This window comes from Staphylococcus sp. HMSC077D08 (genome assembly GCF_001837945.1).
GTDB classification, from domain to species: Bacteria; Bacillota; Bacilli; order Staphylococcales; family Staphylococcaceae; genus Staphylococcus; species Staphylococcus epidermidis.
The window spans coordinates 81,771-108,479 of the sequence record NZ_KV834824.1 but is presented as its reverse complement, the minus strand read 5'-3'; the positions used below and the strand labels follow the sequence as shown (position 1 = coordinate 108,479).

Below are 26,709 nucleotides of genomic sequence, written 5' to 3'. Positions count from 1 at the left end.
GAATTCAGACATCATCGAGGTGCAACATCATATTATCCAAAAATGATGTTAAAAGTAGTTCTATATGTTTACACACAATCTGTATTTTCTGGTATAAAAATTGATGTGGAGCTTGTTTTTGGATTTATGAAGCTTATTTTGGGTTCCACTTGTATGTCCGTTCGAAAGAGAACTAGGATTTGTGCTAATGACACTTAATATAATAAAAGTAACAGCTCAACGAGCTGAGAATACTCAAAAAAGTTATAGAAAAGACAATTTCTATATTAATTCAATAGAAATTGTCTTTATTTACTTATCCTAGAACTTTATGTCGCAGCCTCTTTTATTTGTAGACAATATATAAAGTGAAACATCTTTTGAGCTTAGGTCATAAGTGATTGGATTAGGCATATTTTTTAGACAGTCTAATACAGAATTGAGAATATCTTTATAGCAATTTCCAATTTAAACACTTGATTCAATAAGAAAATGTCACTGAGAAATTTCACTTGTTATATAAGTTGTGTCGAACTCATATTAGGATAAAGAATTCAAAATGAATACCCTCGTCCTCCAACTGTTAATTCATATTAATTTTCAATATTGACACCTTTTCTTCATTTTATCTCTTTTATTTATTTCATTTTTTATTTATCAAGCCTATTACATTCTAATAAAACTCTTTCATTTTTATAATTATAAATAAAAATCATTTTGATTTAATTCTTTTTTAAATGTAGTTAAGAAACAGTTAATGGTTATGTTCACGTATTCCGATTAAACTATTCTTAAATAAAAACAGAAAAGAGGAATACATTATGAATACAAAATATTTATTAGCAGTCGGAGCAATTGTTACATCACTTACGTTAGGCGCATGTGGAAATTCTAACTCAGAAAGTGATCACGCTAATCACAAAGATAAACAACAAGAAGAGAGTAATGTAAAAACAGACACAACGAAAAAATTATCTGGTAATTTTGAATCTAAAAACGGAGAAAAAGTAGAAGGTAAAGCTAAAATTGAAAATGGCAAACTTATGTTAGAGAATTACAAATCTTCTAAAGGTCCAGACCTATATGTTTACCTAACTAAAAACGGAGATATTAAATCCGGTAAAAAGATTTCAACAGTAGACTACAATAAATCCAAACAAACTTTTGATTTAAAAAATGTAGATTTAGAAAAATACAATGAAGTAACAATTTATTGCGAAAAAGCACATGTCATTTTTGGTGGCGCTAAATTAAAATAATTTAGCTATTAAATGTAGACGTTTTTAACTATAGAAAGAGAGTGTTAATCATGAAGAAAATAAGTTTATTTATAATATTTTTAATTCGTGTAATTTCAGGCATTGTTATTTTCAGACAAGGATGGGAGAAATTTACAGGTGATTTTACATTAAACGGGCTAGTTCCAGTAATTAGAGATAACACAGACTCTCCACAATGGTATAAATGGTTTTTTGAACATATTGTTGCACACACAACAGGATTATTTAATATAATCGTGCCTTTAGGGGAAATGGCCATTGGTTTAGGTTTAATTTTAGGTATATTTGCATACGCTGCAAGTTTCTTTGGAGCCTTCGTTATGATAAATTATATTTTAGCAGATATGATTTTTACGTACCCTCTACAATTAGCTTTCTTTATTATTTTACTCATGAGCCACTCTTTATTGGCTAAGGTATCACTTAAAGAAATCATCGCTTATTTTAGAGACCGTAATAACCGAGGTGAAGATAAGCATGACCCACTTACTAATCGTGGATGATGAAAAAGATATTGTAGACATTTGTCAAACGTATTTCGAATATGAGGGATATCAGGTTACGACAACAACATGTGGTAAAGAAGCACTAAAATTATTATCTTCAGATATTGATATTATGATTTTAGACATTATGATGCCTGAAGTTAATGGATACGATATTGTCAAAAAAATGAAAGATATGCAACTTGATATACCTTTCATATATCTAACAGCAAAAACTCAAGAACATGACACGATATACGCACTGACATTAGGTGCTGATGACAATATTAAAAAACCCTTTAGCCCAAGAGAACTAGTATTACGTACTAATAACCTTCTCGCTAGATTGAGCAAATCAAATTATTCTAATAAAATTGAACAATTAGAATTTGATGGTTTAGTTTTAAAAAATTTAAGCAAGACGCTTACCATTAACAATATAGAGATACCTATGCGCATTAAAGAATTTGAATTGCTTTGGTATCTTGCTTCTAGAGAAGGTGAAGTTATTTCTAAATCCGAACTTCTAGAAAAAGTATGGGGGTATGACTACTACGAAGATGCTAACACTGTCAATGTCCACATACATAGAATTCGCGAGAAATTAGAAAAACATGATTTTTTACCCTACACTATTACAACTGTATGGGGACTTGGTTATAAGTTTGAAAGGAGCCGATAACTATTTTTTCAATAAGAAGTCAAATCATTATCGGTGTCATTTCAAGCGTTATTTTAACAACAATTATACTGGTTATTGCATATAAGCTCATGTGGTTTAATGGTCACATGACACTCACTTTAGCCATCACTACTATGATAACAAGCTGTTTAACACTTTCGATTTGTAGTATTTTTATTAATCCTTTAATTCAGAAGATTAAGCAATTCAACATTAAGACTAAGCAATTTATAAATCACGAAAAATTCATCGATGATGAAACATTCCAGTCTCCTAGAGAAATTAAAGAGTTGAATGATTCATTTAATAAAATGGCATATGAAATTAATAATCAAATGAATATGATAAAAAACGAGCAACAAGAAAAAACTGAAATTATACAAAACCTTGCACATGATTTAAAAACACCTTTAGCTGGTATTCGATCATATTCTGAAGGTCTACGAGATGGTGTCATTAGTAATCCTCAAGAAGTTCATGAAGCATATGAAACATTAATCAAACAAGCAAATCGTTTATCAATTTTATTTGATGACATTACACATGTGATTAATTTAAATACTGGACGTTCTTATCCTTTGGAATTAATACAGCTCGATCAATTACTTGTTAATATATTACAACCATACGAACAACACATAAAACAAGAAAATCGTACGCTTGAAGTTAATTTCTGCACAGATATTGATGCATTCTACCAGTATCGACCTCCAATCGAACGTATTTTGACTAATTTACTAGATAATGCATTAAAATTTTCTAATTCTGGTAGCCGTATTGATATTATTATTTCTGAGTGTAAAGAAAACGACGCCATTAGTATTGCAATAAAAGATGAGGGGATAGGTATCGTTCCAGAACTTCAATCACGTATCTTTGAAAGAACGTTTAGAGTTGAAGACTCTCGAAATACTAAGACTGGTGGTTCGGGGTTAGGGTTATACATTGCAAATGAGTTAGCACAACAAATTGACGCCTCTATCACAGTCCAAAGTGATTTAGACATTGGAACCACGATGACACTTACCTTAAAAAAATTTCAATTTAAAAAGTAATTTGTACTGTATAAAAAACCGAATGTAGCTGGAATGAGTTTGAACATTCCAGCTACATTCGGTTTTCATTAATGTACACGCTCTTTAAAGCCTTCTTCTTGAGAATAATTTGATGCATACGTATCACTATATGTTTTAACTTTATAAAAAGAACTTAATTTATATAAATCATTACTACGCTTGTTATTTCTATTTTTATTCAGGTTTAAAGCATTATATCTCATGTCGAGATTCTCAGTCTGAATATTAGAATTTTCAACAATATACTTCGGTCTATGTTTAACTTCATAATAAATACGACCGATATATTCTCCTACTACGCCAATAGACATTAATTGAATACCACCCAACAATAATATAGCGGCAATCGTAGTAAAATAACCAGGTATATTTATACCATTAATCAAAATATTTATTAACAAATAAATTATATATAAAATACTGATAGAAAACGTGAACATACCTAGGTATATCATCATGCGTAAAGGCTTATTGTTAAAAGAGATGAGTCCATCTATACCATAGTTGAGTAACTTTCTAAAAGTCCACTTAGATTCTCCATCTTCTCGGGTCACATTTTCATATTGAAATACTTTTGTTTCATAACCTATCCATTCAAATAGACCTTTAGAGAAACGATTATATTCATCAAGGGTTGTTAAAGCTTGAACTGCACGTCGACTGAGTAATCTAAAATCACCAACGCCGTCTTCAAATTGGATATCCTCTACAAATGCATTAATTAACTTATAATAACATCGAGACAACGTTTTACGTACAAAATTCTCTCCCTGACGATTCCTCTTAGCAATCACTTGATCGTAACCTTCAATGTAACCCTCTATCATTTGTGGAATATATTCAGGCGGATGTTGTAAATCTCCATCAATCATAATCACCGCGTCGTGCATTGTGCTATGCTCATAGCCAGCAATCATTGCAGCTTCTTTGCCAAAGTTTCGACTGAACGAAAGATATTTAACATGGTTATCATACGCAACAATATTCTTGATATGATGTATTGTTGTATCTATACTACCATCGTTAATAAAGAGTAAATCGTATTCATAGTTTTTGATTAAACTATCTTTCTTCATTATTTCAGTTAATTTGTCATAAGTTTTCAAAACGACTTCGCCTTCATTATAGCAAGGGACGATGACTCTGATTTTCATTAAATGACATCCTTTTCTCTGAACTATTTGCTATCATTTTATCAATTTCCTTGTCATACATTCTAGTTAAATACTGTGTATTTACATAATCTTAAATTAAGCTTAATAGTTTTAAACATTATCATTTATGAGGAACACATTAACTTTTAGTAAAAAGTATTTAATTATCTTTTAAAAGTTAACGCTAACTGGTTAATTATATTTATTTCAAATCTCCAATACTGACATCATCAGGATCTTTTCCTTGTCTAGCATTTTTATTTAAACTATCTATTTCTGCAACATCTGTTAACTCAAGATTAAAATCAAAAATATCAAAATTTTCTTTAATACGTTGAGGTGTTTGTGATTTAGGAATGATAATACGATTATGTGCGAGATGCCAACGTAAGACAATTTGTGCAGGTGTTTTATCATAACGATGAGCAATATCTGTAATAACAGGATCATCAAGCAATCCTTTATTACGCATTAAAGGCATCCAAGCTGTTACTTTAATATCATGTTCATCACAAAAGTCTTGTACATCTTGTTGGTTAAAGTACGGATGCAACTCAATTTGATTCACCTGTGGTGTAATTTTAGTTTCTCTCATTAACTTTTCTAAATGATGTATCTTAAAGTTACATACACCAATGGCTTTTATTTTACCTTCTTCATATAAATGTTCTAAGGCTTTATATGATTCAATATACAATTGATCATTTTCGCAAGGCCAATGAATTAAAAATAAATCTAAATAGTCTAACCCTAAATTGTCCAATGATTTATTAAAGTACTCTATTGTTTGGTCATAACCTTGATAATCATTCCAAAGTTTAGATGTTATGAATAGCTCGTCCCTCTCAATATTTGATTGTTTTAATGCACTACCTAACGCTTTTTCATTTCCATAAAAGTAAGCCGTATCAAATGCGCGATATCCTGCATCTAAAGCTGTACGAACAACCTCTTCCATCTGGTCATCCGCTATCTTATAAACTCCTAACCCAACTGCAGGCATTGGATAACCGTTATTTAAAATTTGAACATCATTTGTCATAGTACATTAACTCTCCTTATTTACATAAATATTATTCGCTTATTATCATTTTAATACCTTTTTTATTTACTGATAAAACAAACTTGATCTATTCATTTTGTTATTTTAATACAATGCAATTTATTGCTCCTTAAATGATGAGTATCTTCGTTACCCTCTACATTTTAATTATCCTTTTTCAAAACAAAAAGTGGGATAGAACTCACTTGGCATTCTATCCCACAACTTATCTTTTTAAGTATTAATCACGTTCGTCATCTTCTTGTTCTTCATCAACAGAAGGACGTCCACTATTAAATTCATAATTCAAATTGACCCAAATAATTTGATGATTGTCGATTTCTGTAATCGTCCAACGATCATATTCAGTATCAACGAAGTCATCTTTTTGCAAATTAGTATTTTGTGATTGTAACCAACCACCAATAGTATCAATATCCTCAGAATCTTCAAACTCTATGTCAAATTTTTCATTTAAATCATCAAGTAAAACACGACCATTAATTTGATAAGTATGATCATCAAGTTTAACTATATCGTTAACTTCATCATCATCAAATTCGTCTCTGATTTCACCAACAATTTCTTCTAAAATATCTTCCATTGTTAAAATACCTGCTGTCCCACCATATTCATCTATAATCAAACTAATATGTACATGCTCTCTTTGCATTCTTACAAGAGCATCACTTATTCTAGTTGTTTCTGAAATCATGGGTAATTCATGAATATAATTGGCGATTTTAATCGGTTTACCTGACGCATATTCTGTTAAAAACTCTTTAACATTTATAAATCCTTTTACATGGTCTTTATCACCATCTTCAGTGATTGGATATCTTGTAAACTGATGTTCTTTGATAGTATCTAATAATTCATCTACGTTAAATGGTTCGTTGAGCGTAACCATTTGTGTACGTGGCACCATAATATCTTTTGCATGACGTTCATCAAATGAAAAAATATTTTGCATATACGCAAGCTCGGTTTGGTTAATCTCTCCACCATTATAACTATTGTTTATAATAATTTTTATTTCTTCTTCTGACATTGCATCAGTTTGAGCATCTGGATCAAATCCAAACATTCTGACAATCACACGAGAAGAACCATTCATTAACCATATAAGTGGTTTCATAAAATTACCAAAATAAAATAGTGGTCTTGAATATAAAAGTGCAAGTTGTTCTGTATGTTGAATAGCAAATGATTTAGGTGCCAATTCGCCTAATACAACATGTAAATATGTCACAACAATGAATGAAACAACAAATGAAATCGTCGTTGTTAAAGGACTCGGTAAATGTAATAACTCGAATAGTGGGTGCATCATCTTTTCAAATGTTGGTTCACCTAACCAACCTAAGCCTAAAGACGTTACTGTGATACCTAATTGACAGGCAGATAAGTAATAGTCAAGATTGTCTATCATCTTTTTGACAATTTTTGCACTCTTATTACCCTCATCTACTAATTGTTCAATACGCGTTGATCTCACTTTTACTAATGCAAATTCTGACCCAACGAATACTGTTGTTAATGCAATCAAAAGAAAAAATATAACTAAACTAATTATGGTCGAAGTTTCCAATTAATTCCCTATTTCTAGGGATTCACCTCCATATATATTGTGTCACGCTTAGGTAACACGTATTTAAATCATCATGAATCAATAAGTGACAACTACATGCTAAGACCTTCCCATCGTGACACTCCCCGTAAAAAATGTGATTGGCTTCATTCTATCATAAATCTTTTGTTATATGTTAAACATATGCCAATGCTATATTGTAGACAAAATAATTTTTTTGTTCAACCAATGATAAATCATTTGAAAGCATGATATTTTCCATTTTTAATCGTCGTTTCAACATTACATGCATCATCTATGATAACAATATCTGCATCTTTCCCGATTTTAATACTACCTTTTACGTCATCTATGCCTAATGTCACCGCTTGATTTAAACTTGTTACTCTCCATAAATGCTCAATCGTGTCACCTGTAAATTGTATTAAGTTTTTAAGTCCTTCGTTCATTTTGAGTATACTTCCAGCTAAAGCCCCAGAAGACAGACGTGCTTCACTTCCCTTTACAATCACATCCTGACCACCTAAATCATAATGTCCTTCTGGCATTCCTTTAGCTCTCATCGCATCTGTAATTAAATAACAACTTTGATTCCCCTTAAGCCTATATGCAAGTGCGATGGATGCCGGATGTGAATGAATACCGTCCACAATCATTTCAGTATGCAATCCTTGATTTAACCAGGCTGCACCAAATACGCCCGGTTCTCGATGTTGAAAGCCGGTCGCTGCATTATACAAATGAGTGATATGTTTGGCACCATGACTTACAGCTGCATTCGCTTGATCAAACGTTGCCACCGTATGTCCGATTGAAAAAATGATATCATTTTTCATTGTCTTTAAAGTTTCTGTTGCTCCATCAACTTCAGGAGCGTACGTAATAATCTTAATTAGTCCATTCGCTACTTTCTGAAACGACTTTATTTTATCAACCGTAGGACGTTGTACGAATTGAGGGTGTTGTGCGCCTACTTTATGTTCTGAAATAAATGGACCTTCAAGATGTACTCCGACAATTTCGGCAGCATTTGTAACATCTTGTTGTTGAGTATATTTAGCAATAGTTTGAAGAGCCCGCTCAATGTTGACCGTTGACTGTGTCATTGTTGTTGCTAAAAAAGATGTTGTCCCCTCAGAAAGGAGTGATTCTGCTAAATGTTGTAAACCCTGTTCAGATGCATCCATGGCATCTTCACCATACCCCCCATGAATGTGAATATCTATAAACCCAGGCAGTATATGTCGTTTTTTTACATCAATAATGTCAATTGTATTATGAGACGATGACGGATGAAAAGGACACTTACCAACGTCCAAAATTTTCCCATCTTTAATATGAACATATCCATTGTTAATCATTTCATTTTCTGTATATACGATGCCATTCGTTAAAACATATTCTGACATGATTGAACCCTTCTTTTCTTTAAATTAATAGTAGTTGATTGAACTATTTTATTATATCTTTCTTCGTATTGAATATCACTTTTTCAATATTTTACTGGTTAACAGATGAATTTTACTATATATTCTTAATTTAATAACTGTATTTTTAATTTAAGATATTATTTTCATACACAATAACTATTTAATTATTAAACTTCTTAGTCTTTATTACAACGATAACATTCAATCTAACCAATGCAACATAAATTTCTATTAAAAAAACGGCAATTCCCATTTATTTTGAAATGGAAATCACCGTTTAATTCAATTAATTTTCTAAATATTTAAAGCATTGTTATTACTAATTATATGATTACTATTCATCCATAGCTTGAGATGCTTGAATTTCATTGTCTGTTACTTTTGGTTTCAAGAAACCATAAAGTAAAGCTGAAACTAACGTACCTACAACTAAAGCAATAAGAGTTTGAAGTATATGGCTAAAATCAGTACCAACAATGACGAAAATTCCACCGTGAGGGGCTTTGATACTTGATCCTAAACCTAAAGCTATTGCTCCAGCCACACCTGAACCAACCATCATTGAAGGAATCACACGTAATGGATCGGCAGCTGCGAATGGGATGGCACCTTCAGTAATAAATGATAATCCCATAACATAGTTTGGTACAATTGAGCCTCTTTGCTCTTTAGTGAATTTTCTTCTAAAGATTAACATTGCTGTAGCGATAGCTAATGGAGGAATCATACCACCAATCATCGCTGCAGTAATAGGAGCTGCATTACCTTCAGTTAGTGCAGCAGTAGCAAATACATAAGCTGCTTTATTAAATGGACCGCCCATGTCAATTGCCATCATAGCTCCAATCACAAGACCAAGTAACATAATATTAGAGCCTGACAAACTATTTAAACCATTTAATAACAAATGATTTAACCAAGCTGCTGGCGGATTAAAGACATACACCATTAATAATCCAGTAATTGAAACAGAAAGCAATGGATAGATTAAAGTAGGTTTCAAGCCTTCAATTGCTTGTGGCAATTTACGTGTAATATATTTAATTCCTTGAGTTAAATAACCTGCTAAGAAACCTGCAATAATTCCACCAATAAATCCAGAACCTCCAGAAATAGCTAACATACCACCAACTAAACCAGCTGCAAAACCTGGTTTATCTGCAATACTACGTGCAATGAAACCAGCTAAAATCGGAATAATTAAAGCAAAGGCACTATTTTTACCGATATTCCATAATTGTTCAGCAAATGCATTATATTCTGAACTATCAGGTTTAAATGAGTTTGCGCCGAATAAGAATACAATTGCCATTAAGATACCACCCGAAATAACAAGTGGTAACATATTAGAAACACCATTCATTAAGTGTTTATAGAATGCTTTTCCTGGACTTAACTTTTCTTCATTATCGTCATGTTTTTTCGATCCACCTTGCGCTACGAATGGTTTACGATTTGTATCTAATGCTGTATTAATTAGTTCTTCGGGGCGTTTAATACCATCAGCAACAGGAACCTCAACCACATTTTTTCCATCAAAACGATCAGTTTCTACATGGACATCTGCTGCAACAATTATTCCAGTTGCACGTTCTATGTCTTGTTCAGTTAAATGATTTTTAATACCACTAGAACCATTTGTTTCAACTTTAATTTTGATGTTCATCTTCTCAGCTTGCTTTTTCAAAGCATCACGTGCCATATATGTGTGGGCTATACCAGTTGGGCATGCTGTAACTGCTAAAACATAAGGCTCATTATTATCTTGATTTGAGTTGTCAGTTGAAACAGTTGCATTTTCATTCGCTTCTGCTTCTTCTTCTTTTGTTGCCTCATCATCCGCTTCATCGATAATGTTTAACACTTCTTCAGGAGATTCAGCATGAATTAATTTTTCACGTATTTTCTCATCCATTAATATTCCGGAAAGTTTCGCAAGTGCATCTAAGTGCGTTTGTGCTCCACCTTCAGGCGCTGCAATCATAAAGAATAAGTGTGCAGGTTGCATGTCTAAACTCTGATAATCCACACCTTCTTTAGATTTACCGAATGCAATTGCAGGTGTTTTAACTGCTGCAACTTTAGCATGTGGTATAGCAATACCTTCACCAATCCCTGTTGTACTCTGAGATTCACGATTATGAATTGCCTCTTTAAACGATACAGGGTCACTTAACTTACCTGCTTTATCCAATTGATTAACTAGCTCAGTAATCACCCCACTCTTATCAGAAGCATCTAAATCCATCGCTATTGTTTCTTTAGTTAACAGTTCAGTAATTCTCATCTTTTTCACTCCCCATCAAGTACAGAAATTGTCACTTGAGATTTAATATTTTCTATAGCATCTCTTGTCGCTAAATCTTCTGAAAAAGCAGTCGCTGTTCCTGAAGCTACGGCCTGTTGAAAAGCTTCATCTACATTAAGACCCATGGACAACCCTGCTACCATACCTGCCACTGTACTATCACCAGATCCTACTGTATTAACTACATGTCCTTGTGGATTCACAGCTTTAATACTTTGATGTTGATCAACATATATCGCACCATCGCCACCAAGTGAAATGATGACTGATTGTGCCCCCTTTTTTAAAATTTCTTTACCATATTTTATAACATCTTCATCACTCTTGACTGTAGTGTTAAACATTACTTCTAATTCATCTTTGTTTGGTTTAATAAATAATGGTCGATATGGTAATACTGTTTCAACAAGATCTTTTTCTGCATCAACAACTAGTTGCGCACCAGTTTTTTCAGTGATTTGTGCGATTTGTGCATAAGCATCACTTGGAATACTGTTCGGTACACTTCCAGCTACAATAACAATATCGTCTTTTGTAGTGCGACGTATTTGTGATAAAAGTTGTTCAAATTGCGCGTGTGTCACTTTAGGTCCGGGTGCATTGATTTCTGTTTCTTGACCTGATTTTAGTTTCACATTAATACGCGTATCCTCATCTACTTGAACAAAATCTGATTGAATATTACTGTCCTCAAGTGTTTGAGTAATAAAATCCCCAGGGAAACCTCCTGAAAATCCTAAGGCTGTAGAATCAACATCTAAAGTTTTAAGTACTCTTGATACATTGATCCCCTTACCTCCAGCAAATTTATACGTTGCTTTTGCCCGATTTAATCCTGCTATTTCAAATCCATCAGTAAAAATGATGTAATCGATTGAAGGATTGAAAGTAACTGTATATATCATGATTTCCCTCCTATAAAATTAAATTCATTCATGTAAGCTTCAGTCATCTTGCTTTGCATTGCCTTTTGCGAAGTTATGATGCTAAGCCCATCTAAAATTGGAACTCTTGCAAAATAAATTTGATTAAACTTTGATTGATCGACAAGCACATATTTATGATTTGATAGTTTCATAGCTGTTTCTTTAATCAAAGCTTCTTGTTCATCAGGGGTTGTTAATCCATATTTTAAATCAATACCGTTCATTCCTATAAAAGCGCGATCAAAACAATAACGTCTTAATGTTTCTAACGCGTTAGCACCAACTGTAGCCATTGTCGTAGGTTTAACTTGGCCACCAACCATTAAAGTTTTAATACCGTGCTTTAATAGTTCTTCAACATGTGTCATTCCGTTTGTTACAACAGTAATATCCTTTGCCTCAATATATTGAATTAACTCAAAAGTTGAGGAACCCGCATCTAGAAATATACATTCATGATCTTGTATATCACATGCAGCACGTTTAGCGATTTCTTGTTTTTCACGTAAATTCTGAGTTCTTTTTTCAGATAACTTAGGTTCCTTAACTCGATTTTGATGAATTGTAGCACCACCATGTACACGTTGTAATTTACCCATATTTTGTAACTTAGATAAATCTCTTCGTATAGTTGATGCACTACATCCTGTTCTATCAACTAAATCTTGAAGTGTTAAAAAGTCCTTTTGAGTTAATTCTTGTAAAATTAAATTCTGTCGTTTTTCTGATATCACTGCTATACCTCCCCTAACTCACTTATATTGTAATGGCTACGCTTACATATTTCAATCAAAATCTTCCATTTTCAATCAAAAACAATCATTTTGTGACAAAAATAAAAACACCTTTCCGATTAGGTGTTTAAAATGAATTACATCATCACAATTTAAGTCGTACATTTTAATTTTCAGAGATCATTTTCTAAGTATTTAACAATGTCTTTACAAATTTATTCAAATAATGTTGAAACATTAAATGTCTATACACGATTAATTCTGTGTAATAGATTCTACTTGAGCCTTCGTCATGTCAATTAAATCATTCACATGAATGATAATTTGCATTCCTCTTTGACCTCCGCTAATATAAACTTTTTCTAAATTTCTAGCAGAAGCATCAATCGTCGTTTTAAAGGAATGTTTCATACCGATAGGGGAACACCCTCCTCTAACATACCCTGTTACTTGTTTTAATTGATCGAGAGGCATTAAGTTCAATTTCTTTTCATTAACAACATGAGCAGCCTTTTTCATATCTAACGTTTCATTAACTGGAATGACAAAAACATAGTGTTCATGATTAGAATTCTCTAGTACAAGTGTTTTAAAGACTTCTTCTATTTTAGCACCTACGAGTTGAGCAATTTCTTCTCCATGTTGATGCTTGTCAGTAACTTCGTAAGTATTCATTTGATAATTAATTTTAGCTCTATCTAAAATCCGCATAGCATTTGTTTTTTTAGTTTTAGACATATACTCACCCTTTATAATGATCATTCACATTTCATTTTAACATGAAAACTTTATTTCATTTACTCTAACACTATTAAAAAACACCCTTTCTTATATAGTAGAAAGCGTGTTAATTAATGATAATTGATGTTTGATGCATGTACAGTCCCACTTTTATTGACTTTAACCTTAGTTTGATGAAGTTTATTTTCACTAGAAAATACATATACTGAATGAAGCGACTCGTTGAAGGTACGCTCTATATTATATTTTTTACTTAAATGATTCTCAGCGTAATTCAAAGCAATTACTTTACATTCTTGTGGATTGAAATCATAAGATGTTTGCGTTCTTACACTTTGTTGATTTGTTTTATTAACATTCTTTTGATAATCAGAGTTTTTTTCTGAAGCTTCAGCAACATGATTCATATTTAAGTTAGGGAATATATTGTTATGAGAAACTGTTTTTACTTTAGTAAAAGTGCAAATTGTTTTATGGACTTTCGCTAATGCATTTTGGTTTGTAGCTAAAAATAATAAAAGTACTAAACAAATTGACAAAATAATTGCAACAGAACTTAAAAATAAGTTTTTCAATTTCATCTCCTTACCCACATTTCTTTTAAGATTTATTCTATCTTAACACAACAACTTTTAATAAAAGATATGTAGATTACAATTTAAATAGATTGTAATATTTGTAACAATAACATTAATGTAGTTGTTATTTTTGTTACATAAACCACTAATAATTCATAATCTTTTAAAACTTATATTTAAGGTAAGATCAACTTTGCATTACAAGTTATAAAACAAAAGAAGTGGGGCACAGATTCCGTCTTGAACACTGTGTCCCACCTCGTCCGCCCAAACTTGCCTTGTCCGTAGAATTTCTCGGTGAAATTCTTTTTGTTGGGGCCCCACATTTCATATTGAGTATTAATTTGCTTCTTTACGACGTGACTTAAGTCCTTTTTCAATAAAAATAATGATAATTCCACTTAATGAAACCGCAATAGCCATATATAAAGGAAACTCTAAATTAACATCGAATAATGCACCAGCTACAAGAGGACCTATAAAGTTACCCATACTGGTAAAAGTTGAATTCAATCCACCTGCAAAACCTTGCCGTTTACCTGCTATATTTGAGAAGTAATTAGTTAAAGCCGGTCTAATCATATCAAAACCTATAAAAACAACAAAGCTAATCATCATAATCGTCCAATAACCATTTGCAAGCACTAACATAACGAGAACAATAGCTGAATATAGTAATGACCATGCAATAAAATTAAGTTCACTCATATGTTTCATAAATTTATCAAAGAAGAATACCTGGAATAATGCGCCAAACACGCCTCCACCGATAATAGCTATCGAAATATCTTTAGGAGTATAATTTACTTTGTCAGCTGTATATAAAGAAAACAATGTTTCAAAAGCAGATAAACCAAATGCTAATACAAGTGTTAATATAACTGGCGTAATAAATACTTTCCAATTAATTTTAGTGAATAATTCTGGTTGATATTGGTGGAATCCATCTGTGGTTGCTTTGTGAGGATTATGAATTAATAAAACTGACATAATGAATGCAACAACACCTAATGTTCCAGCAACATAGAAAGGTAATCTATGTGAAATTTCAGCTAAAAACCCTCCAAATCCAGGCCCTAATATGAAACCTGAATTAATAATTGCCGACATATAACCAAAGTTTTTAGCTTTATCAGCTCCTGGAGAAATATCTGCAATCATACCTGTTACACCAGGCATGACCATGCCTGCACTAAAACCACCTAAAACACGTGAAATGATTAAAATGGTAAAACTTTGACCGGCTGCGAACATAAATTCAGAGACAGAAAAGAATACTAAACCGATACATATAATTAATTTTTTCCCCAATTTATCAGCTAGTGTACCACCAAATGGTGAAATAATCATTTGTGATAATGCAAAGGCAGCAACTAGCATTCCTAAGTCACTACCTTTTAATCCTAAATCCTTTAAATATACAGGAAGTACAGGAATAACTAACCCAATTCCTAAAAATATAAGAAATATATTAAAATAAAGAATAAATAATTGCTTTTTCATAGGACACCCCCTTTTTCTAATATAGTAAGCATACCAATCATTTTGAATTTTATCGCAAGTTTATTTTTTAATTTTAATGTCCCGCATAAAAACTTTACTTTACTAAAAGTTTCTACATTGTATAACAATTTAACGTGGCATGACAATCATTTTGAAAAACTTTAATATTTAAATTTCACTAAACTCTATTTTTTAGTTAAAAATTTAACATATAATTAAACGAAACTGTATCTTCCTAAACTTTCGACAAAATCTTAATCAAATTTACCAAAGTCTAATGAATGTACGGAGTAATTTTTCTTCGCTTTCTCATCTGTATAAACAGAAAGCACCTCAAATTGTTTGAAATGCCTCACTGTAAAAGTTATCATTAACTCTCGACTATCAAACTCTATAGAAAGTAGTGCGTGGTTATGCAATCTCGTTACTTTGCAAGAATATATTTCATTATCTTATTTGCTATATCTATGACTGAATCACATATTTTTAACTTTATGACATTAAATTTATTTTTAGCATACGTGCCTTTTGAACTTTGTCTACTTTTAAAATTATTCAAACCAGTCAAAGCTTTTGAATGGCCCTTATTTATTGTTTTCGGACTCATATTTCTATTATTAGTTCCAAACACATTTTATATGATTACCGATCTCATACACTTAAACCAATTTCAATTTAACTTTTTAGCTGGATTAAACATCACAGAATGGATTTATTTCACCTATCTAATACTTGGCGTACTCTTAGCAATATACCTCACAATTCTTATATTTTTAGAAATTGCACATTTTACGTCTTATGTATGGTTAAATCGACTATTGATAGTTATATTAATGTTCTTAAATGGATTAGGTATTTACATCGGTCGATTCTTAAGATTACATACTGTCTATTTATTAAATGCACCTTTAAAAATTGTGAAAGAGGTTTTTTTAATCATAGATGTTAAAGCGTTACTATTTGTCATTCTAATGGTGCTCATACAAGCAACAGTCATATTGTTTGTTAAAGGGGTGAGATTTTACCAATGATGATTGAAGTAATATTAATGGTATGTCTCATCATGATTCAACTCATGATAGGTCATTTATGGCATCAAATAGGATGGAGCTATACTAAAGCTATTTTATTAATGTGTTTACCGTTGGGGATAGGATTATATTTGATGCAATTATTTTATTATGAGACCCGTTATACAAATTGGGAAGTCCCTTTTAAAACTAAATTAAACCTTAAATATATGTATATTTTAACTTTGTTAGAATATATTTTAATCTATGTTTGTTTTTTTATGTAACTAGATAAAGATCTGAACGCACGTATACTGTTGTTCAGATCTTTTTTCTTTAATCTAATGCTTTGAATTCTGACATTACACGTTGTCTACTTTCTTTGTGATCAATCATTTGTTTAGGATAGTCTTTACCTATTTCAACACCTTGACCCTTTATTTGTTGCTCGAATTTATGGGTATCGTGTAAATACTTAGCATCTATCTGATTTAATTTTGGAATGTAAGTTTTAATATATCGAGCATTATTATCAAAACGCTCGCTTTGTCTTATAGGATTAAACATTCTAAAGTATGGTACAGCATCTGTTCCAGTAGAAGCCGACCATTGCCATCCGTGAACATTTGAAGCTGCATCATAATCTATTAATTTTTGTTTGAAAAATGACTCACCCCAAATCCAGTCAATAAACAAATCCTTAGTTAAAAATTGAGAAACTACCATTCTCATGCGATTATGCATAAATCCAGTTGTTTTAAGTTCCTCCATTGCTGCATCAATAATGGGAAAACCAGTATTCCCATCTTTCCACAATTTAAAATTCTCTTCATTATAAGACCATTTCAATTGTTGGTATTTTTCTTTAAAAGCAACATGAGCTGTTTCGGGATAATTGGTCATTAATACATAATAAAACTCTCTAAAAATCAATTCACGTATAAAAGCTTCGTAATTTTGTTCATTTTTATCATAATTTTGAAGTAAATCGTTGAAAACTTGTATAATATCTATCATTCCATAAGCTAAGTAAATACTTAATTGGCTTGTTAATACTTCAGGCAAATATTCCCTGTTTTCTTTATAATTTTCGATATCTTGAGATAAAAATTCAGACCAACGATTTTGAACATCACGTTCACTTATGCCATATGAATGATAATCTTCTTTAATTTTATGTTGAGATTTCACTGCAACCTTTGTAATATCTTCTAAATGATAGTCATATTCATCTCTAATCATTAAGTAAGGACGCCATTTTCTATAAAAACTGGTAAATACTTTATATGGTTCACCTTGTTTATTATGTGTTTTGCAAGGTTTAAAATAATGGTTTGCCCTTAATGATATTACTTGAATATCAGCTTGTTTAAACCGTTTTCTTTGATGTAAAATATCATATTCTTCGTGATGATAACTCATAATATCACCTGCAACAACAACCTTGTCTATAGTTTGTTTTTTACAAAAATCTATTAATTTATCATAAGACATCAAAAAGGGTTCTATATCATATCGTTGTAGTTCATACATAAACTTCTGTATGGACCCATAATAGTATTGTGCTTTCTTTTTTGCTTCTTCTTCAAACTCTTCAGTTGGAATAATAAAATAACATTGATTTATAGATTCTTTATTTCTATATATATAATCAAATAAGGGATTATTATTTATCCTAAAAACTCTATTTAATATGACACCTATAGCCATTAGAAATTACCACCTAACATTAATTTTTTGTTATACCCTAATACTAAATTCTATTTACATTCATATATTTTTATACGCTTCATTTCAACTATTAAGATTAACTTGCCACGAATTTATAAAATATGTCTCGTAAAGTTAAAATATTAAACTTTACGAGACATTTATAATTATCATTTAAATACCTAAATCTTTTACTTACACTAAACCAAGCCATTTCCAATACGTCAAACTAAATACGATAACTAAAATATAACCTACTATCGTTAAAGGTATACCTGTCTTTAAAAAATCCTTTACAGTAAAAGTCCCAGTACCATATGCAAGCATATTTTGTGGTGCACTAACAGGTAGCAGGAAACCAAAACTAATCACAAATTGTTGTATTAATACAAAACCAATAGCATGATCACCTAAATTTAGCGTTGAAGTCAAAGAAATAAACACAGGTATTAACGCAGAGGCTAAGCTCGTTGCACTTGCAAAACCTAAATGTATTAATATATTAAATAAGGTAATTAACGCAATAGTTGCTATGATTGGTAAATGTTTAAGCCCCATTAAACCAAATGTTTGATCGCTTAACCATTGAGCGGCTCCTGTTTTAAGTAATACATTACCAAGTGAGATTCCTACACCAAATACTATAATCGTTCCCCACGGAATCTTCTTTTCAACACCTTTCCAAGTAATAACACCAATCTTTGGCATCAGCATAATACCTAGAGCAACTAGTGTAATCGAAGCTGAATCAATCGGATGTAATACTTTCTCAGTCGACCAGAAGAATAATAAAAGCACTGAAATCACAATTAGTCGCCATTCTCTATGACTGACTGGTCCTAATTTATTAAGTTCCTTTTTAATTAACTCTTTGCCACCTTCAATTTCATCATGTTCAGGTGGCATAAACTTAATCATTATAAAATAAAGAGCTATAGACATAATGATTGACCACGGCGCAGCATATAAAAACCACTCTCCCCATGATACATCATGTCCTAAATTTTGGTTAATAAAATTGATGGCTACAATATTTTGTGCTGCAGCCGTTTTAATACCTATATTCCATATCGAAACTGCTTGTACAGCAGTAATAATTAATAATGAAGCAAGTCTACTATCCTTACTCACATTAAATGCAGCAATCATTCCCAGTAATATTGGGACAACTGCACCAGCACGCGCTGTAGCTGATGGTACAAAAAATGCTAGAACAATAGATACTAAAATAGCACCAATGACTATATTTCTAGTTTTATTTCCTACAATTGATAGCACAAGTAATGCAAGTCGTTTATGTAAATTGGTTTCCTGCATTGCTGCTGCTAAAAATAATGCTGCAGCTACAAGTGCTACGGCTGACGTTGAAAAACCACTGAAAGCGTGACTAAGCGCGTTATTCGTTCCTAAAATATCGCTACCTTTTAGTATTATGTCGCCACTTTTAGGGTTTCCAAGTTTTTCGGATAAATCTTGAACTGGACTTAAACCTAGTAAAAGTATCATTAATCCTAAAATTAATGTTGCAGAAACTGGATAAGTAACTGCTTCTGTAACCCACATAACTACAGCGAAAGCTAAAATAGCTAATGCTGCTTTAGCCATTACAGGCAATCCTGCTGGTGTCGGTAATAACAAGATAGTAATTAAAATAATAAAACTAATGATAATCCACACAGGTTTATAATTTTTTTTAGACTTTTTATCATGATATTTTTCAGTATGCGCTTGATATTGGTCCCCTTTAGCCATTATCATCGTCTCCTTATTCTATGAATATATGTTCATTATATCAAGAAAGCGCTTTTATATATATCAACGACAAATACCCTTCACACAATTTTCACAAAAATCTAACAACTTCCGATGAAGGATTTCCTAGTTATTTATTTGAATTTTAATGAGTTTTTGACTTCACTCACAGCTTGCGCAGAGTGTTGTAGTTGTTGATATTCATCATTATTCATATCTACCTCTATAATCTTTTCTATTCCTTGATATCCTATTATAGTAGGAACACCAAAACAAATATCTGAGCATCCGTATTCTCCTTCTAGATAAGCAATACTTGGTAATAAACGTTTCCGATCATTAAAAATTGCATCTATAGTTTCATATATGGCAGTTGCTGGTGCATAATAAGCTGAGCCTTGACCTAATAATTCAACAATTTCTGCACCACCCTTACGTGTACGTTCAACAATTTGATCAATCTTTTCTTTAGAAATAAGATGTTTAACGGGAATCCCATTAATGTGTGTTGTATTTACCAAAGGTAACATCGTATCACCGTGTCCTCCTAACACAAACCCATTTACATCTTTGACAGACACGTTAAGTTCTTGAGCGATAAAAGTTCGATATCTTGCAGCGTCTAAAATTCCAGATTGACCAATAATACGTTCTTTAGGAAAACCTGATGCTTTAAATGCTGTATATGTCATAACATCAACCGGATTAGTCAGTACAATAATTATTGACTGAGGTGCATACGTTGCAATTTGTAGTGCAGTTTCTCGTACTATTTGTTCATTAGTTTGAACTAAGTCTTCTCTTGTCATTCCTGATTTCCTAGGTATACCTGCAGTCATCACCACTACGTCTGAGTCTTTAATATCTTCTATATTTACTGAACCATGTATAGGTGTGTCAAACCCCCAAATGGGTCCGCTTTCTAAAATATCTAACGCCTTTCCTTTAGCCATCCCCTCTGATTGCTGGCGTTCAATCAACACAATTTCTGCTAATTCCTTTTGTGCAAGAATGAATGCTAGAGTCCCTCCTGTATGTCCCGCACCAATAATTGATATCTTTCTTCTATTGACCATAAGCAATGCCCCCTTGTTTAATTTTCTCTTTAAAAATCAAAAAGCTTTGCCAATTCATGTTAATTATAACATTGAAATGACAAAGCGCTTGAAGACTTATGTGAAATAAATATTTATATAATGACTGACTATCCAAAAATATCATGATTTAATCCAAAAACATAAAGCAGTACAAAAAATGCTATACCACTTAATATTGTTAGTATTAAGGTTAATATAAGTGTACGTTTAAAATGTCTTATGAAGGCAATAAAAAGCATTCCTAAATTGTAAGCAAAGAATAGACCAAATAAGACCATTGTAATTTTTACATCGGTATAAAAGATATTAAATAATAAGACAACAAAGGCAAAACCTAAATATGGAAAAGTGATTAGGTTTCTTTCAAATTTAATTTGTTTGTTACGGTTATCTTCATTCATTTTTATCATACTCTCCTTATTTATGAGAATTGCAACATATCGAGTTTATTTTTTAATCTGTTAACATCAAGTTGTTCACCAATCAATACTATTGTTAACGGATAATCCCTATTAATAACTTCATAATCTGGCATACCAAATGAATATTGAAACTCATATGTCACATTGGGTTCATCTTTAAATTGTACATATCCCTTTAATCTTAAAACATTATCAGGCATACGCAAAATAAATTGGTAAAATAATTGTCGATCAATGGCTGTTGTAAATGTGTATTGCATACTATTTATACCATGGTGATGAGAATGTGTGTGTGTCATTACTAATTGATCACGAAATTGTGACATCTCATCGATATTAACTTGTCCATAAGTAGTATATATTTTTGAACTATATTTGTTTACTTCGTTAAGTTGTTTTTTTAAAGTATGTCTGTCTTCAACAGTTATTAAATCTAATTTATTAACGACGAGCACATCGCTTACCTCGAGTTGTTCTTCCATGAGACGCTTTGTGGAGTCAGTATACTGTTGTCTTTGTAAAAAGCGAAGTGCATCAACAATACTAACAACATGGGGACGTTCAACAAACTGAACTATGCGAGGATCTTGACACGCCATGATCAATTCAATAGGATGCGCGATACCAGTTGCTTCTATTATAATATGGTCCGTTTCATGGTTGTGACTGAGCATCTCAATTTGTTGAACTAAATCTGATTTCATATCACAACAAACACAACCATTCAATAATGGATATACTTTGACTAATTCACTCAAATGGTTACCATCTACATCAAATGATCCAAATTCGTTCATAATTACTGTTATTTTCTCATCAATTTTTAATAATTCATTAATATAATGTGTCAGGAACGTAGTTTTACCACTGCCTAAGAAACCGCTAACGATTGTGATTTTCAACTTTTCATTTTTATTATTTTTCATTTTAATATATCCTTTACTATTACAAACATTTTAATATATGATAACATAAATATTTAATTATCTTTTTACTTGATTTAATGTAAGATATCTTCTAAACTTTAAACATACTTTAATTTTAGCATGACATTGAATCATAGTGTTGTATATAAAACAAGCAACATAGATGGATTCCAATCCGAAAAAAAGAGAATACGGATAGAATGTCTGGAGGAGAACTTTAATGTCTGAACAACATAATTTAAAAGAGCAGCTATGCTTTAGTTTGTACAACGCTCAAAGACAAGTTAATCGCTACTATTCAAACAAAGTCTTTAAAAAGTACAATCTAACATACCCACAATTTCTTGTTTTAACAATATTATGGGATGAATCACCTGTTAACGTCAAAAAGGTCGTTACAGAATTAGCACTTGATACTGGAACTGTATCACCATTACTCAAGAGAATGGAACAAGTTGATTTAATCAAACGTGAACGTTCTGAAGTAGATCAACGTGAAGTATTTATTCACTTAACAGACAAAAGTGAAATGATTAGGCCCGAATTAAGCAACGCATCTGAGAAAGTTGCAACTGCTTCTTCTTTATCTAAAGATGAGGTCAAAGAACTTAATCGTTTATTAGGTAAAGTCATCGATGCATTTATCGAAACAAAAGAAAAGTAATGTGTTGCTGTCATGAAACTAAAGTTAAAGGTTAAGTTTTAAATACATTGTACACTCAAACATATTATATAATAAAGGTGTGGACAGAATTTGAATTAAATTCATGTTCTTCCTGTGGTAACGAGAACTATGACTGAGAAGACTGAATACAAGTTCTTTTTCATCTTAGTCATCGACTACCAATATATAACAAAATCCTGAGACAAAACTTAGTGTCTCAGGATTTTGTTATATATGATTTAATTAAAAAATTTCATTTCGTTTCTATTCATTTCTATTACTTTTTTTAAATAACCGTCATGCTGCATTAATTCTTGATATGAGCCATTTTCTATTATTTCTCCATCATTCATGACTATAATTTTATTAAATCTTGGAAGTATTTCTAAATCATGTGTAGCTATGATGAGTGTTTGGGATAAGGATTCAATCAAATTTATAATTTTTTGGGTATTATTAATATCTAGTGCTGTAGTAGGTTCATCTAATATCCAAAAATCGGCCGAAGGTCTTAATAGCAATCTCGCTAAACTTAGACGTTGAGCTTCCCCACCTGATAAATTATGACCGTCTAACGTAACTATTCTATCTAAATTTAAATATTCTAATCCAACATCTCCGAGAACCTTTTTGAGGTTATCATCTGATTGCTCAGAAAATAAATTATCACGAATTGTACCATCAAAAATATATTGAGATTGAAGCATTGCATTAAATGTTTGATATTTTTCATTGTCATTGATACTGTTCATATCTTTACCATTTAATCTCACTTTCCCCTCTTCTATTTGATATAGCCCAAGTAATACTTGAAGTAAAGTACTTTTACCTGATCCTGAAGGACCGATGATTGCTACCTTATCACCATATTCAACGGTTAGATTAATCTGTTTTAGAATAGAGTGATGTTGATGTTCATATTTAAATGTGACATTTTTAATTTCTAATAAATGATTTTGCGAACGCTTTAAGTTAGTACGTTCTGAAGGAATTTTATAATTAGGTACAATAACCTCGTGTATCTCTTCAAGTGCCTGGTCTGTATCCGCTTTATAATATGCCACATTGCTCATAGGTACTGCTTGTTCAAATAAAGTTAATATCATCAATATAATACTTGTAATATAAATAGCATTGAGCTGACCATCATGAATCTGTTGCGCGCCTAACACTAAACACATAAATATTGAGAACATTGCAATTAAGTTTAACAAGTAGTCATAAATTGAAAGAAATCGGCGTTCTTTAAGTTGCATATCATCAAATTGTCGTAAAGCATGGGAAACTGTATTTTTGAAGTCATCGCTACGATTGAAACGTTTTAATTCTTCATGACCTTCTTTATAATCATAATATCTTTTAAGAAATATTTTTTGCGTTTGAGTCACTTGTTGCTTTAATTTACGTGCTTTCTTAGCGCTTAACCAAGGAACAATCCATAAAGTTAATAACATACTTAAAGTAATCACTAATGCATGTAGAGGAGATAAAAACAACATAGTCATTACTGAAACAATTGCAGTTAATCCGATTACAATCGGTGGGTAATATACTCTCAGATATATGTTTTGTAAAGCTTCTACACGGCTTATCATTTTTGTAATAAGATCACTTGAATTAAATTTTCTATAGATATCTGGAACGACTGGATATAGCATTTTTAAAAATTGAACTCGTACATTACGTAACATTGTAAATGTCGTCTTGTGTGAAAGTAATCTTTCTATATAGCGTGTGATTGCTCTTAAAAATCCAAACAATTTAACAGATACAACTAAAATCATTAATGCATAGAGTGGCGCACCTAGCGCACTTTGAGTAATCATATAACCACTTAAAAAGAACATTGCTAATGCTATAATTCCACCTAAAACACCTACCATGATAGCGCATATTAAATCTCTATCTATACTAAAATGAATACGTGATTTCATTGATCTATCGTCACCTCACTACGCGAAACAGAAATGATCGAGTCATCTTTTATAAGATGACCACTTTCGAGATATATACGCCGTGCTGAACTTCGAATGGTTGAATCACGGTGTGCAATAATAAACACTGTCGTTGTAGAAAAATGATGCTCTAATACTTGTTGTATGACCTTTTCAGTTTCAATATCTAATCCTATCGCTGGTTCATCAAAAATAACAATATCAGGTTTCAATAATAATAAACGACTTAACTCAATACGTCTCATTTGTCCACCTGATAACATTTCCCCACCTTCACCAATAGAAGTATAGATACCATATTTCAATGAAAGTACTTTCTCTTTTAACCCCACTTCATCAAGCACTTGAATCACTTGTGCATCACATATCTCATCATCATACATTGCAATATTATTTTTGATAGAATCTGCAAATATATATGGGCACTGACTTAGAAATCCAATATTTAATGATGCTTGGTTAAATGAAAGTGTTCCATGTGTGGGTGTTACTGATTGACTAAGCAACTTAGCTAAAGTGGATTTCCCTGCACCACTCGGTCCCACAATAGCGACCTTTTCTCCTTTATTTACCGAAAATGAAATGTTTTTCAATGCCATATGATTACTATTAGCGTATTGAAAATCAACATGTTTGATTAAAACTTGTTCAAACTGTTTCTCATCCACTTTTAATGTAGGAGAGTCAGCTTTATCTTCAGATTCTAAAAATGAAAACACCACATCGCTAGAACCTTCACTTTGCTTACCTGTATGAAATGCTTGACCTAAGTCTTTAATCGCATTATAAAATTCAGGAGCTAAAATAATCGCAATCGCTGCAGTCACAAAGTTGATATGGTTAAACACAACTAAGCTTAAAGCCACTTCCAATGCGACCAATCCAATCCCTAACATACTTATGAACTCAAGCATAAGTCCTGATAAAAAGGCACTTTTCAAAATACGCATTGTTAAATCTCTAAAACGTGTACTGTCTTTATAAAGTTGTTGCTCAGAATGTTTCGTTTGATTTAAAAGTTTAAATGTAATAAGACCTTTAGCAGTATTTAAAAAACGTTGACTAAACTGGTTTAAATATGTCATTTGATCCTTCGACTCATCTCTTGTTTTAAGTCCAAAAATAACATAAAACAATGGAATAAAAGGTGCGGTAACTATCATAATAATAGCAGTAGGTAAATGAACAAAACACATGGTAATAATAATAACGATGGGAATTAACATTGATTTAAAGACTTGAGGTAAATAACTCTGAAAGAACGGACCGATACCATCAATACTTTCAGTTAAAATATTTATTTCTTCACCAATTGAACGGACACTTTTCTTCAAAATCATTTGTTCTCTAAGCATATGTTTTATTTTAAATGCCAAATGATCTCCTAAAAATTGAATCAGCATATTAAATGTTGCCCTTAAAATAAGGGAGATAAAAATAACTGATAACAATAATAATAAAGATTGTTGTTGGTAATACAGTAAGTGATTTAAAAAGTGTGAAATTGAAATGTTTTGCACAACGACCGTAAAAGATAAAAAAACGCTCATGATTAACATGAGTGCGGGGTATAATTTATAACTTAAAACCATTTTTGTTAGTTTTTTCACAATAATCTCACCTACATATATTATAGAGTGTTTACAAAAAATTAAAATCATTTC

24 protein-coding genes and 1 pseudogene are annotated in these 26,709 nt (G+C 31.6%); 8 read left to right on the top strand and 17 right to left on the bottom strand.

Annotation, left to right across the window (positions count from 1 at the left end):
• Positions 1-87: 87 nt before the first annotated feature.
• The 5 genes and pseudogenes from HMPREF2663_RS12535 to HMPREF2663_RS10710 all read left to right on the top strand — a co-directional run.
• A pseudogene (locus HMPREF2663_RS12535) lies at positions 88-351 on the top strand (IS5/IS1182 family transposase); the annotation flags it as partial.
• Between the two features lie 449 nt (positions 352-800).
• Complete coding sequence (locus HMPREF2663_RS10725; RefSeq protein ID WP_002475954.1) at positions 801-1,238, top strand: DM13 domain-containing protein; 438 nt, start codon at positions 801-803, stop codon at positions 1,236-1,238.
• Positions 1,239-1,288: 50 nt separating this feature from the next.
• The gene (locus HMPREF2663_RS10720; protein ID WP_001830332.1) at positions 1,289-1,762 is read left to right on the top strand and encodes a DoxX family protein; all 474 of its coding nucleotides are present in this window, start codon (positions 1,289-1,291) and stop codon (positions 1,760-1,762) included.
• Positions 1,737-2,426: a response regulator transcription factor SaeR gene (gene saeR / locus HMPREF2663_RS10715; RefSeq protein ID WP_070846395.1), complete on the top strand. Its 690-nt coding sequence runs from the start codon at positions 1,737-1,739 to the stop codon at positions 2,424-2,426. The genes HMPREF2663_RS10720 and saeR overlap by 26 nt, the downstream gene beginning before the upstream one ends.
• Positions 2,427-2,428: 2 nt before the next feature.
• The gene (locus HMPREF2663_RS10710) at positions 2,429-3,481 is read left to right on the top strand and encodes a sensor histidine kinase (protein ID WP_032602599.1); all 1,053 of its coding nucleotides are present in this window, start codon (positions 2,429-2,431) and stop codon (positions 3,479-3,481) included.
• A 68-nt stretch (positions 3,482-3,549) separates the two neighbouring features.
• On the opposite strand, the gene HMPREF2663_RS10705 is transcribed toward HMPREF2663_RS10710, so the two are convergent.
• The 10 genes from HMPREF2663_RS10705 to norA all read right to left on the bottom strand — a co-directional run bounded on the left by HMPREF2663_RS10705 (position 3,550) and on the right by norA (position 15,509).
• A complete protein-coding gene (locus tag HMPREF2663_RS10705) occupies positions 3,550-4,656 on the bottom strand; it encodes a glycosyltransferase family 2 protein (RefSeq protein WP_002445896.1) in 1,107 nt (368 codons plus the stop codon).
• Positions 4,657-4,858: 202 nt separating this feature from the next.
• Positions 4,859-5,698, bottom strand: coding sequence for an aldo/keto reductase (locus tag HMPREF2663_RS10700; protein ID WP_002457628.1), 840 nt, complete (start codon positions 5,696-5,698; stop codon positions 4,859-4,861).
• A gap of 241 nt (positions 5,699-5,939) precedes the next feature.
• Positions 5,940-7,289, bottom strand: a complete 1,350-nt coding sequence (locus HMPREF2663_RS10695; protein ID WP_002445894.1) for a hemolysin family protein — start codon at positions 7,287-7,289, stop codon at positions 5,940-5,942.
• 236 nt (positions 7,290-7,525) lie between these two features.
• Entirely contained in the window at positions 7,526-8,698 is a 1,173-nt protein-coding gene (gene nagA, locus HMPREF2663_RS10690; protein ID WP_002445893.1) for an N-acetylglucosamine-6-phosphate deacetylase, read from the bottom strand.
• A gap of 355 nt (positions 8,699-9,053) precedes the next feature.
• Positions 9,054-11,006 carry a PTS fructose transporter subunit IIABC gene (locus HMPREF2663_RS10685; protein ID WP_002490751.1) on the bottom strand — a complete coding sequence of 651 codons (1,953 nt, stop codon included), beginning with the start codon at positions 11,004-11,006 and terminating at the stop codon, positions 9,054-9,056.
• A 5-nt stretch (positions 11,007-11,011) separates the two neighbouring features.
• A complete protein-coding gene (pfkB, locus tag HMPREF2663_RS10680; protein WP_002476306.1) occupies positions 11,012-11,932 on the bottom strand; it encodes a 1-phosphofructokinase in 921 nt (306 codons plus the stop codon).
• Positions 11,929-12,687 (bottom strand): DeoR/GlpR family DNA-binding transcription regulator, encoded by a 759-nt coding sequence (locus tag HMPREF2663_RS10675; RefSeq protein WP_002457633.1) that lies wholly within the window; start codon positions 12,685-12,687, stop codon positions 11,929-11,931. The genes pfkB and HMPREF2663_RS10675 overlap by 4 nt, the downstream gene beginning before the upstream one ends.
• A 255-nt stretch (positions 12,688-12,942) precedes the next feature.
• A complete protein-coding gene (gene ybaK / locus HMPREF2663_RS10670) occupies positions 12,943-13,425 on the bottom strand; it encodes a Cys-tRNA(Pro) deacylase (RefSeq protein WP_002457634.1) in 483 nt (160 codons plus the stop codon).
• Positions 13,426-13,538: 113 nt separating this feature from the next.
• Positions 13,539-14,009, bottom strand: a complete 471-nt coding sequence (locus HMPREF2663_RS10665; protein ID WP_002491431.1) for a hypothetical protein — start codon at positions 14,007-14,009, stop codon at positions 13,539-13,541.
• A gap of 336 nt (positions 14,010-14,345) precedes the next feature.
• A complete protein-coding gene (gene norA / locus HMPREF2663_RS10660; protein WP_002476307.1) occupies positions 14,346-15,509 on the bottom strand; it encodes a multidrug efflux MFS transporter NorA in 1,164 nt (387 codons plus the stop codon).
• Between the two features lie 413 nt (positions 15,510-15,922).
• Here norA and HMPREF2663_RS10655 point away from each other — a divergent pair, with 413 nt between their 5' ends.
• Positions 15,923-16,540: a DUF1361 domain-containing protein gene (locus HMPREF2663_RS10655; RefSeq protein ID WP_002445880.1), complete on the top strand. Its 618-nt coding sequence runs from the start codon at positions 15,923-15,925 to the stop codon at positions 16,538-16,540.
• Entirely contained in the window at positions 16,537-16,806 is a 270-nt protein-coding gene (locus HMPREF2663_RS10650; protein ID WP_002445879.1) for a hypothetical protein, read from the top strand. The genes HMPREF2663_RS10655 and HMPREF2663_RS10650 overlap by 4 nt, the downstream gene beginning before the upstream one ends.
• Positions 16,807-16,855: 49 nt before the next feature.
• On the opposite strand, the gene HMPREF2663_RS10645 is transcribed toward HMPREF2663_RS10650, so the two are convergent.
• From HMPREF2663_RS10645 to HMPREF2663_RS10625, 5 genes are all read right to left on the bottom strand, one after another.
• Positions 16,856-18,229, bottom strand: coding sequence for a cryptochrome/photolyase family protein (locus HMPREF2663_RS10645; RefSeq protein WP_070846393.1), 1,374 nt, complete (start codon positions 18,227-18,229; stop codon positions 16,856-16,858).
• 195 nt (positions 18,230-18,424) lie between these two features.
• Complete coding sequence (locus HMPREF2663_RS10640; RefSeq protein WP_002476304.1) at positions 18,425-19,981, bottom strand: SLC13 family permease; 1,557 nt, start codon at positions 19,979-19,981, stop codon at positions 18,425-18,427.
• A gap of 134 nt (positions 19,982-20,115) precedes the next feature.
• Complete coding sequence (gene mdh / locus HMPREF2663_RS10635; RefSeq protein WP_002490753.1) at positions 20,116-21,057, bottom strand: malate dehydrogenase; 942 nt, start codon at positions 21,055-21,057, stop codon at positions 20,116-20,118.
• 128 nt (positions 21,058-21,185) lie between these two features.
• Entirely contained in the window at positions 21,186-21,479 is a 294-nt protein-coding gene (locus tag HMPREF2663_RS10630; protein ID WP_002457641.1) for a hypothetical protein, read from the bottom strand.
• A gap of 20 nt (positions 21,480-21,499) precedes the next feature.
• Positions 21,500-22,426, bottom strand: coding sequence for a CobW family GTP-binding protein (locus tag HMPREF2663_RS10625; protein ID WP_070846391.1), 927 nt, complete (start codon positions 22,424-22,426; stop codon positions 21,500-21,502).
• A 220-nt stretch (positions 22,427-22,646) separates the two neighbouring features.
• Here HMPREF2663_RS10625 and mgrA point away from each other — a divergent pair, with 220 nt between their 5' ends.
• Positions 22,647-23,090, top strand: coding sequence for a global transcriptional regulator MgrA (gene mgrA / locus HMPREF2663_RS10620; protein WP_002445872.1), 444 nt, complete (start codon positions 22,647-22,649; stop codon positions 23,088-23,090).
• Between the two features lie 239 nt (positions 23,091-23,329).
• Here the strand turns inward: mgrA and cydC are convergent, their stop codons facing one another.
• Together cydC and HMPREF2663_RS10610 are read right to left on the bottom strand one after the other, a co-directional pair.
• The gene (gene cydC / locus HMPREF2663_RS10615) at positions 23,330-25,024 is read right to left on the bottom strand and encodes a thiol reductant ABC exporter subunit CydC (protein WP_070592868.1); all 1,695 of its coding nucleotides are present in this window, start codon (positions 25,022-25,024) and stop codon (positions 23,330-23,332) included.
• Complete coding sequence (locus tag HMPREF2663_RS10610; RefSeq protein WP_070592869.1) at positions 25,021-26,655, bottom strand: ABC transporter ATP-binding protein/permease; 1,635 nt, start codon at positions 26,653-26,655, stop codon at positions 25,021-25,023. The genes cydC and HMPREF2663_RS10610 overlap by 4 nt, the downstream gene beginning before the upstream one ends.
• Positions 26,656-26,709 lie beyond the last annotated feature (54 nt).